General features: G+C 65.6%; 11 protein-coding genes. 7 read left to right on the plus strand and 4 right to left on the minus strand.

Features of this window, described 5'->3' with window-relative positions; all coding sequences use genetic code 11:
• Positions 1–8 precede the first annotated feature (8 nt).
• Entirely contained in the window at positions 9–1,130 is a 1,122-nt protein-coding gene (gene ispG, locus CLN94_RS03905; protein ID WP_096431486.1) for a flavodoxin-dependent (E)-4-hydroxy-3-methylbut-2-enyl-diphosphate synthase, read from the plus strand.
• A 144-nt stretch (positions 1,131–1,274) separates the two neighbouring features.
• Here the strand turns inward: ispG and CLN94_RS03910 are convergent, their stop codons facing one another.
• Positions 1,275–2,021: a DsbA family protein gene (locus tag CLN94_RS03910; protein ID WP_096431317.1), complete on the minus strand. Its 747-nt coding sequence runs from the start codon at positions 2,019–2,021 to the stop codon at positions 1,275–1,277.
• A 175-nt stretch (positions 2,022–2,196) separates the two neighbouring features.
• Between CLN94_RS03910 and CLN94_RS03915 the strand changes: the two genes are divergently transcribed.
• From CLN94_RS03915 to CLN94_RS03940, 6 genes are all read left to right on the plus strand, one after another.
• A complete protein-coding gene (locus tag CLN94_RS03915) occupies positions 2,197–3,342 on the plus strand; it encodes a pyridoxal phosphate-dependent aminotransferase (RefSeq protein WP_096431488.1) in 1,146 nt (381 codons plus the stop codon).
• 63 nt (positions 3,343–3,405) lie between these two features.
• Entirely contained in the window at positions 3,406–4,632 is a 1,227-nt protein-coding gene (locus CLN94_RS03920; protein WP_096431319.1) for an N-acetylmuramoyl-L-alanine amidase, read from the plus strand.
• Between the two features lie 116 nt (positions 4,633–4,748).
• Complete coding sequence (locus CLN94_RS03925) at positions 4,749–7,301, plus strand: penicillin-binding protein 1A (RefSeq protein ID WP_096431321.1); 2,553 nt, start codon at positions 4,749–4,751, stop codon at positions 7,299–7,301.
• 84 nt (positions 7,302–7,385) lie between these two features.
• A complete protein-coding gene (gene prfB, locus CLN94_RS03930) occupies positions 7,386–8,513 on the plus strand; it encodes a peptide chain release factor 2 (RefSeq protein ID WP_096431323.1) in 1,128 nt (375 codons plus the stop codon).
• 4 nt (positions 8,514–8,517) lie between these two features.
• Entirely contained in the window at positions 8,518–9,060 is a 543-nt protein-coding gene (locus tag CLN94_RS03935) for an AAA family ATPase (RefSeq protein WP_096431325.1), read from the plus strand.
• A gap of 198 nt (positions 9,061–9,258) precedes the next feature.
• Positions 9,259–10,041 carry a DUF2189 domain-containing protein gene (locus CLN94_RS03940; RefSeq protein ID WP_096431327.1) on the plus strand — a complete coding sequence of 261 codons (783 nt, stop codon included), beginning with the start codon at positions 9,259–9,261 and terminating at the stop codon, positions 10,039–10,041.
• A 73-nt stretch (positions 10,042–10,114) separates the two neighbouring features.
• Here the strand turns inward: CLN94_RS03940 and CLN94_RS03945 are convergent, their stop codons facing one another.
• The 3 genes from CLN94_RS03945 to CLN94_RS03955 form a co-directional block, all read right to left on the minus strand.
• Positions 10,115–10,627 carry a bactofilin family protein gene (locus CLN94_RS03945; protein WP_096431329.1) on the minus strand — a complete coding sequence of 171 codons (513 nt, stop codon included), beginning with the start codon at positions 10,625–10,627 and terminating at the stop codon, positions 10,115–10,117.
• A complete protein-coding gene (locus tag CLN94_RS03950) occupies positions 10,617–11,933 on the minus strand; it encodes a M23 family metallopeptidase (protein ID WP_096431331.1) in 1,317 nt (438 codons plus the stop codon). The genes CLN94_RS03945 and CLN94_RS03950 overlap by 11 nt, the downstream gene beginning before the upstream one ends.
• 215 nt (positions 11,934–12,148) lie before the next feature.
• Positions 12,149–12,622 carry a peroxiredoxin gene (locus CLN94_RS03955; RefSeq protein ID WP_096431333.1) on the minus strand — a complete coding sequence of 158 codons (474 nt, stop codon included), beginning with the start codon at positions 12,620–12,622 and terminating at the stop codon, positions 12,149–12,151.
• Positions 12,623–12,685 lie beyond the last annotated feature (63 nt).

Below are 12,685 nucleotides of genomic sequence, written 5' to 3' on the forward strand. Positions count from 1 at the left end.
AGATGCGCATGTCGCTCAATCACATCCGCCCGTGGCGCAATGTCTACCGCCGCAAGTCGCGCCAGATCATGGTCGGCAATGTGCCGGTGGGGGGCGACGCGCCGATCTCGGTGCAGACGATGACCAACACCGACAGCTCGGATGTGAAGGCGACTCTGGCGCAGGTGATCCGCGCGGCGGATGTGGGGGCCGATATCGTGCGGGTCTCGACGCCCGACGAATCCTCGACCCGTGCCCTGCGCGAGATTTGCCGCGAAAGCCCGGTGCCGATCGTGGCCGACATCCATTTCCACTACAAACGCGCGATCGAGGCCGCCGAGGCTGGCGCCGCCTGTCTGCGTATCAATCCGGGCAATATCGGCGATGCGAAGCGCGTGGCCGAGGTGGTGCGCGCCGCCAAGGACCACGGTTGCTCGATCCGCATCGGCGTGAACGCGGGCAGCCTCGAAAAGCACCTGCTGGAAAAATACGGCGAGCCTTGCCCCGAGGCCATGGTCGAAAGCGGTCTCGACCATATCAAGCTCCTGCAGGACAATGATTTTCACGAATTCAAGATCTCGGTGAAAGCCTCGGACGTGTTCCTCTCCGCCGCCGCCTATCAGGCGCTGGCCGAAGTGACCGACGCGCCCATTCACCTCGGCATTACCGAGGCGGGCGGGCTGATGGCGGGCACGGTGAAGTCGGCGATCGGGCTGGGCAACCTGCTGTGGATGGGTATCGGCGACACGCTGCGCGTCTCGCTTTCCGCCGATCCGGTCGAAGAGGTCAAGGTCGGCTTCGAGATCCTGAAGTCGCTCGGCCTGCGCACCCGCGGCGTGCAGATCATCTCCTGCCCGAGCTGCGCACGGCAAGGCTTCGACGTGATCAAAACGGTCGAGGCGCTGGAGAAACGGCTCGAACACATCAAGACGCCGCTCAGCCTCTCGATCATCGGCTGCGTGGTGAACGGGCCGGGCGAGGCGCTGATGACCGACATCGGCTTTACCGGCGGCGGTGCGGGCTCGGGGATGGTCTATCTGGCGGGCAAGCAGGACCACAAGCTGTCGAACGACAAGATGGTCGATCATATCGTCGAGCTGGTGGAGAAACGCGCCGCCGAGATCGAGGCCGTCGAGGCTGACGAGGCCTGAGGGCAGGGGCCGCCGCCACCTCTTTTTCTGTGAAAAATTTACCCCCCGGAGTATTTCGGGCTCAGTGAAGGGGCCCCTTCATTTTGCCGTAAATATCCCGGGGGGCGTCCGAAGGACGGGGGGGCAGAGCCCCCCTCGCGGGTCTCAGCCGCGCTGGTCGGCGACGATCTTTTCCATCACGTTCACCGGCGCATAACCGCGCATCAGCTCGCCGCCGATGACGAAAGCCGGGGTGCCCGATATCCGCATCCGCTCGGCCAGCTGGTGGTTGGCGCGCAGCACGGCGGTGACCTCTTCTTCGTTCATCCGCTTGAGGAGCGCGTCAGCATCCAGCCCCTGATCCTTGGCAAGCCGCGACAGGCTTTCGAGGGTGAAGTCGCCGCGGAAGGCCATCATCGCGTTATGCGTCTTTTCATAGGCTTCGGGGCCGGCGAGTTGCAGCACCGCGACGGCGAAGCGCGACGACAGGTCGGATTGCTCGCCCAGGATCGGGAATTCCTTGACGATGAAGCGGATATTGCCATCGGATTCCAGAAGCTTTTCAACCTCTTGATAGGCCTTCTTGCAGTAGCCGCACTTGTAGTCGAGAAACTCGACGATGGTCACGTCGCCGTCGGGGTTGCCACCGACCCAGGAATAACCGTCCTCGAACAGGTCCTTGGCGTTGGTCTCGACCAGCACCTGATCGTTCTGCGCCTCCATCGCCTGCTGGCGCTCTTCGAGGACATTGATCGACTCGATCAGTACTTCGGGATTGGCCATCAGATATTCGCGCACGGCCTCGCCGAAAGCGGCTTTCTCGCCCTCGCTCATCGCCGAGATATCGAAGGCGGCGGCGGGAAGCGCCATGGCGGAGCTGAGCGAAAGGGCGGCAAGAAGTTTACGGGTCATTCGTGGGTCCTGTTCTGTGGCCCCGGCGGGTGCGGGGCGGCTCGGGCCTTGATGGCGGTTCGGGCGCGGCGGAGCAAGGGCAAGTGCGGGCCCTGCGACGTCGCGCCTCGGGCTTTCGGCTTGCACCCCGCGGGGCCATCGCGCATGGATGTCGCGCGCAGAATGGAGCAGTGACATGCGTTTCTCAAGCCGTGGGCAGGTTGATCCCTTCATTGTGATGGACGTGGTTGAGACCGCGCGCGCCGCCGAGGCCGCGGGGCGCGATATCGTCCATATGGAGGTGGGGCAGCCCTCGACCCCGGCACCGGCCGCCGCGCGTGCGAAGCTGATCGCGGCGCTGGCGCGTGATGCGATGGGTTACACGGTGGCCTTGGGCCGGCCCGAGCTGCGCGCGGGCGTCGCGGAGTATTATCGGAGGGTTTACGGCGTCGATCTCGATCCGAGGCGCGTGGTGATCACCTCGGGTTCGTCGGGGGCGTTCCTGCTGGCCTTCTCGGCGCTGTTCGACGCGGGCGACAAGGTCGCGCTCGGCGAGCCGGGCTATCCGAGCTATCGCCAGATCCTGCGCGCGATGTCGGTCGAGCCTGTGGGCATCCAGACCCGCCCCGAAAACCGCTATCAGCCGCTGCCCGAAGAAATCCCCGAAGGCGTGAAGGGCCTGATGCTGGCCTCGCCGGGCAACCCCTCGAGCACGATGCTGGGGCGTGACGAACTGGCCGCGCTGATCGCGGCGGCGCAGGCGCGCGGCATCGCGGTAATCTCGGATGAGATTTACCACGGGCTCGATTATGGCAAGCGCGCGGTGACGGCGCTGGAGGTCAGCGACGACGTCTATGTGATCAACTCCTTCTCGAAATATTTCTCGATGACGGGCTGGCGGATCGGCTGGATGGTCGTGCCCGAGGCGCATCTGCGCACCGTCGAGCGGCTGGCGCAGAACATGTTCATCTGCCCCCCGCACGCCAGCCAGATCGCCGCGCTTGGCGCGCTGGAGGCGATCGACGAGCTGGAGGCGAACCGCGCCGTTTATGCGAAGAACCGCACGCTGATGCTCGAAACCCTGCCGCGCATCGGCTTTGACAAGATCGCGCCGCCCGATGGGGCGTTCTACGTCTATGCCGATGTCTCGGATCTGACCGGGGACAGCCGCGAGCTGGCGCGCGAGATCCTCGAAGAGGCCGGGGTGGCGGTGACGCCGGGGCTCGATTTCGACCCGATCCGGGGCGCGCAGACCTTGCGCTTTTCCTATGCGCAATCGACCGAGCGGATCGAAGAGGGGCTGCGGCGGTTGCAGGCCTTCATGGCCGCGCGCGGGCACTGAGCCGCGGCTTTCGCTAAGCCCCGCGCCCCGCTATAGTGGCGAAAACAACAGGCGGGATCGGGCATGACACGCTGGTTATCGAGGATTGCGGCCCTTGTGGTCACGGGCTGGGCGTCGCTGGGCGGTGTGGCGGCGCAGGATCTGTCCGCGCTGGCCTATCTGCGCCCCGAAGAAAGCCGCGTCGAGGCCTCGGGCGATGAAACCTGGCTCACGCTCGGGCTGACCCAGCCCGTGCCCTACCGCGCCTTTCTGCTCGATCAGCCGCCGCGTCTGGTGATGGATTTCCGCGAGGTCGATTTCGGCGCGGCAAAGCCCGAGGCGTTGCTCTCGGGTAAGGGGCTGAGCGGGTTGCGCTGGGGCAAGTTCCGGCCCGGCTGGTCGCGGCTGGTGGCGGAGCTGCCCGGGCCGATGCGGCTGGTCTCGGTCACGCAAGAGACCGAAGGCGAGGATGGCGCGGTGATCCGGGCGCATCTTGAGGGCGTTCCGGCGGGTGCGTTTGCGCCGCGCATCGGCGCCCCCGATTCCGCGCTCTGGGATCTGCCGCAGCCCGCCCCGGTCGATACTCCGCACCCGCGTCAGGATGGGTCCGAGCCGCTTCTGGTGGTGCTCGATCCGGGCCATGGCGGCATCGACCCGGGCGCCGATGCGGGCGACGGCTCCGAGGCGGATCTGGTGTTGGGCTTTGCGCGCGAGTTGAAAGAGGCGCTGCGCCGGGGCGGGTTGCGCGTGATCCTGACCCGCGAGGAAGACGTGTTCATCCCGCTTGAAACCCGGGTCACGGTGGCGCGTGCGGCGGGGGCGGACCTGTTCCTCTCGCTCCATGCGGATATCGTGCCCGAGGCGAATGTCGCGGGCGCGACGGTGTACCTGCTCGACGAGGAGGCCAGCGACGAGGCCTCGCAGAAGCTGGCCGAGCGCCATGACCGCGCCGACCTGCTGGCCGGCGTCGACCTTGAGGGCCATGACGACGAGGTCGCGCATGTGCTGATGGACCTCGCGCGCACCGAGACCCAGCCGCGTTCGCGTCGGCTGGCGCAGGTGCTGGCGGGGGCGATCAAGGCCGAGGGGCTCAAGATGCACCGCCGCCCGGTGCAGGGCGCGGATTTCTCGGTGCTGAAATCGCCCGATATTCCCTCGGTGCTGCTGGAGCTTGGCTTTGTCTCCTCCGAGGTTGACCGCGAGCGGCTGCGCGATCCGCAATGGCGCGCGCGGATGGTGCGGGCGATCGCCACGGGGATTTCGGGTTGGGCCGAAGGTGACGCTGCGGAAGCGCGGCTTCTGCGTCAGTAAGCCGAATTTTCCCCCGCAACTTCTCGCCAACGTGAGGCGAGTTGTTTTGACCCTCGCGCACGCGCGCGGTATACGCATCCGCAATCGGGGGCAGCGGGCCCTCTCGGGAGTGCGTCTTGATCCGTTTCTTCACCTCTTCGATCGGCGGCCTGTTTTCCTGGCTGGTGACCGCCGCCTTTTTTGGCGCGCTGGTGATCGGGGCGGTTTTCTTCATGTATTCCAACAACCTGCCCAGCCACGAGCAGCTTGCGCAATACATGCCCAAGACGATCTCGCGGATCTATAGCGGCGAGGGGCGGCTGATCGACGAGTTTGCCACCGAGCGGCGCCTCTTCGTGCCGATCGCGGATATGCCCGAAATCGTCACCGGCGCTTTCGTTTCGGCCGAGGATCAGAACTTCTATCACCACAAGGGCTATGACGCGCGCGGTATGCTCTCGGCGCTGATCGACGCGGTGAAATCGCGCGGCGAGAATGTGCGCGGGGCCTCGACGATCACGCAGCAGGTGATGAAGAACTTCCTGCTCAGCTCGGACCGCTCGGTCGAGCGCAAGATCAAGGAGCTGGTGCTGGCGAGCCGCGTCGAAGAGGCGCTGTCGAAGGATCGCATCCTCGAGCTCTACCTCAACGAGATCTACCTCGGGCAGAATTCTTACGGCGTCGCGGCGGCGGCGCAGACCTATTTCAACAAGACGCTGGCCGAGCTGAGCGTGGGCGAGGCGGCCTATCTGGCGGCGCTGCCGAAGAAGCCCGCCGCGCTGCATCCGGTGCGCGACTACGACACCGCCGTGTCGCGCCGCAACTACGTGCTGCGCCGGATGTTCGAGGATGAGCGCATCGACCAAGCCACGATGGAGGCCGAGCAGGCCGCGCCGCTGAAAACCGTGCAGCGTGGCGATTACGCGCCTTTCCGCGATCAGCTGCCGCCGCGCGACTATTTCACCGACGAAATCCGCCGCCAGCTCTCGCGCAGCTTCGGTGAAGAGGAATTCTTTGGTGGCGGCCTGACCATTCGCGCCACCGTCGATCCGGCGATGCAGGACGAGGCGGGCATGGCGCTGCGCGAGGCGCTTGAGGATTACGACCGCAACCAGGGCGTCTGGCGCGGCACCGGAGCCATGATCGAGGCCGACAAGCTCAGTGACGAGGCAAGCTGGCGCGGGGCCCTGGCGGAAGTCCCGGTCGACAAGGCGCCGCGCGACATTCCGGGCTGGTATCCGGCTGTCGTGCTGCAACTCGGCGAGCAGGGCGCTCGGATCGGGATCGAAGGCATCGAGGAAGACAATGACGGCCATTGGGTATCCGCCGCCGACGTGACCTGGGCGCGCAAGCTGCAGGACGACGGCAAGCTCGGCCCCAAGGCCAAGACCCCCGCAGATCTGCTCGCCCGTGGCGAGGTGGTGCTGGTGCGCGCCCTGACCGACAAGGAGGGGGCCTTCCAGCGCTGGAGCCTGCGCCAGGTGCCCGAAGTGCAGGGCGCCTTCATGGCGATGGACGTCAACACCGGCCGTGTGATCGCGATGCAAGGTGGCTTCAGCTATCAGGCCTCGGTGTTCAACCGCACGACGCAGGCGATGCGCCAGCCGGGGTCGTCCTTCAAGCCCTTCGTCTATGCCGCCGCGATGGATTCGGGCTTCAGCCCCGCCACTATCGTCGTTGACGCGCCGATCGAGATCGACACGCCGCAGGGCCTGTGGCGGCCCAAGAACGCCTCGAACAAGTTCTACGGGCCGACGCCCGTGCGCACCGGCATCGAGCAGTCGCGGAACCTGATGACGATCCGTATCGCGCAGGAAATCGGCATGGACACGGTCGCGGGTTATGCCGAGCGTTTCGGCGTCTACAGCCCGATGAAGACCTTCCTCGCCAACTCGCTGGGCGCGCAGGAAACCACGATGTTCCGCATGGTCGCGGCCTATGCGATGTTCGCCAATGGCGGCGAGCGGGTCGAACCGACGCTCGTCGACCGCGTGCAGGACCGTTTTGGCCGCACCATCTATCGCCACGATCAGCGTAGCTGCCTCGATTGCGCCGAGCCGAACCTGCCCGAGGGGCAGGGCCCGCGCATCCAGACCAACCGCGAGCGCGTGATGGATGCGATCACCGCCTATCAGCTGACCTCGATGATGGAAGGCGTGGTCAAGCGCGGCTCGGGCTCGCGGGTCGACCTGCCGGTGCCCGTCGCCGGCAAGACCGGCACCACCAATGACGCCAAGGACGTGTGGTTCATCGGCTTCACCTCGAATATCGTCGCGGGCTGCTACATGGGCTTCGACAATCCCCGCTCGCTGGGGCGCGGCGCCTATGGCGGCACGCTCTGCGTGCCCGTCTTCAACGCCTTCATGAAAGAGGCGGTGAAGAAATTCGGCGGCTCCGAGTTCCGCGTGCCGCCGGGCGGGCACTGGGTCAAGATCAACCGCTACACCGGCGAGCATCTGCCCGGCGACGCCGTGGGCGAGCATGTCGTGGCCGAGTATCTCAAGGACGGTCAGGATCTGGTGGGCCTCGGCATGATCATCGACGGTGGTTTTGCGATGGGGGCGAACCTGCCGCTGTTCGGGCAGGGCGAGAGCGACGAGACCACCTCGATCACCACCTCGACGGGTCAGAAGAAGGTGATCCCGAAAAAAGCCGACTTTGGCTCCATGTCATCGGGCGGGCTTTACTAGCGCAGGCGCCCCGGTCGCGCCTGCCCGCTTGCGGGGGCGGGCGGTTTTTCGTATCACCCGGCCAAAGCCAGACAAGGACATCCCATGCGCGCCGAGACGCAGAGCATCGTTGAACAGATTCGCAAGTCGCTGAGCCTCTTGGGCCAGCGCCTCGACGTGGAGACCGCGCCGCACCGGATCGAGGAATTCAACGCGATGATCGAGGACCCCACGCTGTGGGACGATCCGGCCCGCGCGCAAAAGCTGATGCGCGAGCGTCAGACGCTGATGGACAAATACGAAACCTATCAGCGCATCTCGCGCGAGCTGACCGACAATGTCGACCTGATCGAGCTGGGCGAGATGGAAGACGATGCCGATATCGTCAAGGAGGCCGAGGCCGCGCTGAAGGCGCTGCGCGAGGAGGCCGCCGCCAAGGAGCTTGAGGCACTGCTTGATGGCGAGGCCGATGGCAACGACACCTACCTTGAGATCCACTCGGGCGCGGGCGGCACGGAAAGCTGCGACTGGGCCTCGATTCTCGCGCGGATGTATGTCCGCTGGGCCGAGAAAAAGGGCTATGACGTGGAGCTTGAGGCCGAGACCCCCGGCGAAGAGGCGGGCATCAAATCGGCGACCTACAAGATTTCGGGCCCCAATGCCTATGGCTGGCTGAAATCGGAATCGGGCGTGCACCGGCTGGTGCGGATCTCGCCCTACGATTCGGCGGCGCGCCGGCATACTTCGTTCTGTTCGGTCTGGGTCTATCCGGTGGTCGACGACAATATCGACATCGTCATCAACCCCTCGGAAATCCGCATCGACACCTACCGGTCTTCGGGCGCGGGCGGCCAGCACGTGAACACCACCGACTCGGCGGTGCGGATCACCCACATCCCGACCAATATCGTCGTGACCTCCTCGATGAAGTCGCAGCACCAGAACCGCGAGATCGCGATGAACGCGCTGAAATCGCGCCTCTACCAGATGGAGCTCGACCGTCGCAACGCCGCGATCAACGAGGCCCACGAGGCCAAGGGCGAGGCAGGCTGGGGCAACCAGATCCGGTCTTACGTGCTGCAGCCCTACCAGATGGTGAAGGATCTGCGCACCGGGTTTGAAACCTCGGACACGCAAGGGGTGCTTGATGGCGACCTTGACGGGCTGATGGCGGCGACGCTCGCGATGGATGTCGCGGGCAAGTCACGCGCCGACGCACAGGCGGGGGACTGATCGGATGGCGGCGCGGGTCTACATTACCGGCGCCGCTGGAACGGGGTGCTCGTCGCTGGGGCGGGCGCTGGCTGAACGGCTGGGCGTTCCTCATTTCGACACCGACGATTACGACTGGCTGCCGAGCGAGCCACCCTTCACGGAAAAACGCCCCAAGGCCGAGCGGCTGGCCTTGCTCGAAACCGATCTGGCTGCGCATCCGGGCGACGGCTGGGTGATTTCGGGTTCGGCCGACGGCTGGGGCGATGCGGTGCTGGCCGAGGCGTCGCTGATCGTGTTTCTGCGCGCCCCGATGCCCGTGCGGCTCGCGCGTATCCGCCGCCGCGAGGCGGAGCGCTTTGGCGACCGGATCAAGCCCGGCGGCGATATGGCGCTGGTGCACAAGCAATTCCTCGACTGGGCGGCGAGCTATGAAGACGCCTATTCCCGCGGTCGCTCGCTGATCCGGCATCGGGCCTGGCTCGATGCACAGCCGGTGCCGGTTCTGGTGCAGAGCGGCACCGCCCCCGTCGAAGACCTGCTGGCCGAAATCACCGCGCGACTCTGAGCGCGCCTCCTCCCCCTTCGGTTCCTGTCCCCGGTTTATGCTGCGCGCGCCCTGCTGCGCTGCGGCGAGGGAAATTCTTGCCAAGCCCAGCCCGCGCCGCCCATGCTGCGTCCGGGCGGTTCATCGCGTCGCGGCTTGGGAGGGCTGGCGCGCATCATGACGGGCCCCCGAACGCGTTAGGATACTTGGGAGGGTATCATGGATGATGTGATCGAGCGGCCGTCGGAGCCCTCGGCAATCCCCGAAGTCAAGGATATGAAGGTCGGCACCATTCGCGCGGTGCTGGAAGCGGGTTGGCAGGATTTTCGCCGCGCCCCGGCCTTTGGCCTCTTTTTTTCAGGGTTTTATGTGTTGGGCGGTCTGGTGCTCTGGGGGGTGTTCGCCGCGCGTGGCGAGGAATGGTGGCTGATGCCCTTCATCCTCGGCTTCCCGCTGCTGGCACCCTTCGCGGCGATCGGGCTCTATGAGGTCAGCCGCCGGCTCGAGGCGGGCGAGAGCCTCGTCTGGCGCGAGATCATCGGCTGCTGCATCGCGCAAAAGGACCGGCAGATCCCGTCGATCGCGGTGGTGATCTTGCTGCTTTTCATGTTCTGGATCTTCATCGCCCATACCAGCTTCGCGTTGTTTCTGGGAACCAAGGCGTTTAGCGGAAATACCTCGCCCGTCGATGTGCTGCTGAGCGCGAACGGGCTGGCGATGCTGGCCTTTGGTTCGGCGGTCGGCGGGGCTTTCGCGGCGGTCCTGTTCTCGTTTACCGTGGTCGGGCTGCCTTTGCTGCTCGAACGCGATATCGATTTCATCACCGCGATCATCACCTCGTTCAAGGCGGTGGCGGCGAACCCGGCCTCGATGGCGATCTGGGCGGCGGTGATCTCGGGGCTGCTGTTCCTCGGGATGCTGCCGGGCTTCCTGGGGCTGTTCATCGTGCTGCCGGTGCTCGGCCATGCCAGTTGGCACATGTATCGCCAGCTCACCAAATAGCGCCGACACGCGCGCCGGAATGCGAAAGGGCGGCCCGAGGGCCGCCCTTTGATTATTCTCGCGAAGCCTTGCCTCAGGCGCCGGCCTTGTCGTCGGTGGCCGGCGGCGGGGTCAGCGCACGCGGTGCGCCGCCGTTGCCCAGCGGGTCGTCCTGACGCTGCACCGAGCCCTCGAAATGGGCGCCCGATTCAATCGCGATGGTCTTGTGGATGATGTCGCCTTCGACCTTGGCGGTCGAGGTCAGGCGCACCTTGAGGCCGCGCACGCGGCCCACGACGCGGCCATTGACGACGACGTCATCGGCGACGATCTCGCCGCGGATGGTCGCGCCTTCGCCGACGGTCAGCAGATGGGCGCGGATATCGCCTTCGAGCGTGCCTTCGATCTGCACGTCGCCGGTGGTCTTGATGTTGCCGACGACCGTCAGGTCGGACGACAGCACCGAGGCGGCGGGTTTCGCGCGCGGCGTCGAGGGCATGAAGTCAGCGCCCGTGCGCGCCGGAACCGGTTTAGCTTCGGCGGCGGCGTCTTTGTTTTCGGTGGTGGCCTTCGGGCCGGGCTCGTGGATTTTGCTCTTAGAAAACATCTTGTCCAGCCTTGATGAATTTCATCGGGTTGATTGGTTTATCGCCCATCCGGATCTCATAGTGCAGATGCGGACCGGTGGAGCGGCCGGTGTTTCCCATATCACCGATCCGCTGCCCGCGCGAGACTTTTTGACCGGGCTTCACGCGGATGCGCGAAAGGTGGCCATAGATGGTTTTGATGCCGAATTCGTGCTGAATGCGGATCATGTTGCCATAGCCGGATTCCCGCCCGGCCTTGATCACGACGCCATCGGCGGGCGCATAGATCGGGGTGCCCACGGGGCCGGCAAGATCGACGCCCGCATGCAGCCGCCCCCAGCGTTGCCCGAAGGGCGAGGTAAAGCGGAACTGGCCCCGATGGACGGGCAGGGCGAAGGGCATCTTGTCGACGGCCATGCGGTACATGTTCATTTCGTCGAGACGGCCAAGGATACCGCTGGCGCGATCAAGATCGCCCGCGGCGTCGATCGCGCCCTTCGACGACAGCGAGATCGCCGCGAGCGGCCCGCCGGTGCCCGAATAGCCGCGGCGGATCTGGCCGATGATCTTGTCGGGGCTCATGCCGACATTGCGGAACATCTTGTCGAGCGGCTCCATCGAGACCTGAACCGCGCCTTCGAGCGTCGAGAAAATCTCGTCGTTGCGCTCTTCGAGCAGGCGTTTCTCCAGCGCGATCTCCTCGGCCATGTTGCGCGCGTCTTGTGCTTCGGCGCTGGCGGCGTCGCGTTCCTTCGCAGTGGCGCCCAGCGTTTCGGACAGAAGCGCGAGCGTGCGTTCCATTTCCACCGATGCGGCAGGGGCGGCGCCTGGGGTCCTGGCCTTGCCTTCCGACAGCGCCGCAACCTGCTCGCGCGCGCCGTCGCGTTCGGTCATGGTGCGTTTCAGTGTCGTCTGGATGACGCGGATGCCGGTTTCCAGCTCGCGGCGGCGCTCTTCCGAGGCCAGCAGCTGCGATTGCATCTTGGACACCTCGCCAAGTGCGATCTGGAAACGCTCCTGCGCCTTCTGCGCTTCTTGCGCGCGCTGGTCGCGTTCTTGCGAAAGCGTCACGAGGCGATCTTCGAAGGCGGCGGTTGCAACCACGGACTGGTCGCCTGAGCCCGCCGAAAGCCCCGAAATGAACAGCAGCGACGAGGCCACCGCCGACCAGGTGAACAGCATGACCCCCGCCGCCAGCAACCCGGCCTGGGTCAGGGGCCGCAGCCGGATGAACCGCGTGGCATCGTCGGATTTGATGAACAGGCGCTGCTCGGGCAGCCAACGTTCGAGGCTGGAGTTGACGCGATTCACAAGGCGCTTGGGCACGGGCTGGGTCCTGTGTCGGTTACGAGGGCACGAGGCCTCCTCCCCGCGCGTGACGCGCCCAGGCCCGAAGGCACCCGAAGGCGGCGCGTGTCAGGACTTAGCAACCGGGCGCGCTACCGTGCAACCGAAAATGCCCCGAACCGTCCAAAACGACAGGGTTCGGGGCCGCAAAATCAGCGATTTTCCGCCGAGTTTCCAAAGGGCTGAGCAATGGGTCAGACGATCTGTCGCACCTTCTCCAGAACCTCTTCGGCATGGCCCGCCACCTTGACCTTGGTCCAATGCGCGGCGACCTTGCCGGTGCCGTCGATCACCACGGTCGAACGCTCGATCCCCATGAAGGTCTTGCCGTACATGGATTTCTCGCGCCACACGCCATAGCGTTCGCAGGTATCGCCCTCTTCGTCCGAGGCCAGGCGGATCGTCAGCCCGTGCTTCGCGGTGAACTTGCAATGCCGCGCGAGGCTGTCCTTCGAGATCCCCACGACCACGGCGCCCGCGGCCTCGAACTCGGCGGCGAGGCGGGTGAAATCGAGCGCCTCGGTGGTGCAGCCCGGCGTGTCGTCCTTGGGGTAGAAATAGAGCACTACCTTGGCGGGGCGCAGCGCCGAGAGCGTCAGCGGCGCCTCGCCATCGGGGCCGGTTGCGGGCAGGGTGAAATCGGGCGCGGTTTCGCCGATCGCGATCATCGTGGTCTCCTTGGCTCTTGCTCCGATACCAGAACTAATTCACCATTGGCGGGAATAAAGGGG

The sequence above is a fragment of the Pseudothioclava arenosa genome, from assembly GCF_002358085.1.
GTDB lineage: Bacteria > Pseudomonadota > Alphaproteobacteria > Rhodobacterales > Rhodobacteraceae > Pseudothioclava > Pseudothioclava arenosa.

Bases quoted from the DNA above. Each gene is read 5' to 3' on its own strand.
- CLN94_RS03935 (WP_096431325.1), top strand. From the start codon at position 8,518: ATGGCGGCGCGGGTCTACATTACCGGCGCCGCTGGAACGGGGTGCTCG.
- CLN94_RS03920 (WP_096431319.1), top strand. From the start codon at position 3,406: ATGACACGCTGGTTATCGAGGATTGCGGCCCTTGTGGTCACGGGCTGG.
- CLN94_RS03910 (WP_096431317.1), bottom strand. From the start codon at position 2,021: ATGACCCGTAAACTTCTTGCCGCCCTTTCGCTCAGCTCCGCCATGGCG.
- ispG (WP_096431486.1), top strand. From the start codon at position 9: ATGTCGCTCAATCACATCCGCCCGTGGCGCAATGTCTACCGCCGCAAG.
- CLN94_RS03940 (WP_096431327.1), top strand. From the start codon at position 9,259: ATGGATGATGTGATCGAGCGGCCGTCGGAGCCCTCGGCAATCCCCGAA.
- CLN94_RS03915 (WP_096431488.1), top strand. From the start codon at position 2,197: ATGCGTTTCTCAAGCCGTGGGCAGGTTGATCCCTTCATTGTGATGGAC.
- CLN94_RS03955 (WP_096431333.1), bottom strand. From the start codon at position 12,622: ATGATCGCGATCGGCGAAACCGCGCCCGATTTCACCCTGCCCGCAACC.
- CLN94_RS03945 (WP_096431329.1), bottom strand. From the start codon at position 10,627: ATGTTTTCTAAGAGCAAAATCCACGAGCCCGGCCCGAAGGCCACCACC.
- prfB (WP_096431323.1), top strand. From the start codon at position 7,386: ATGCGCGCCGAGACGCAGAGCATCGTTGAACAGATTCGCAAGTCGCTG.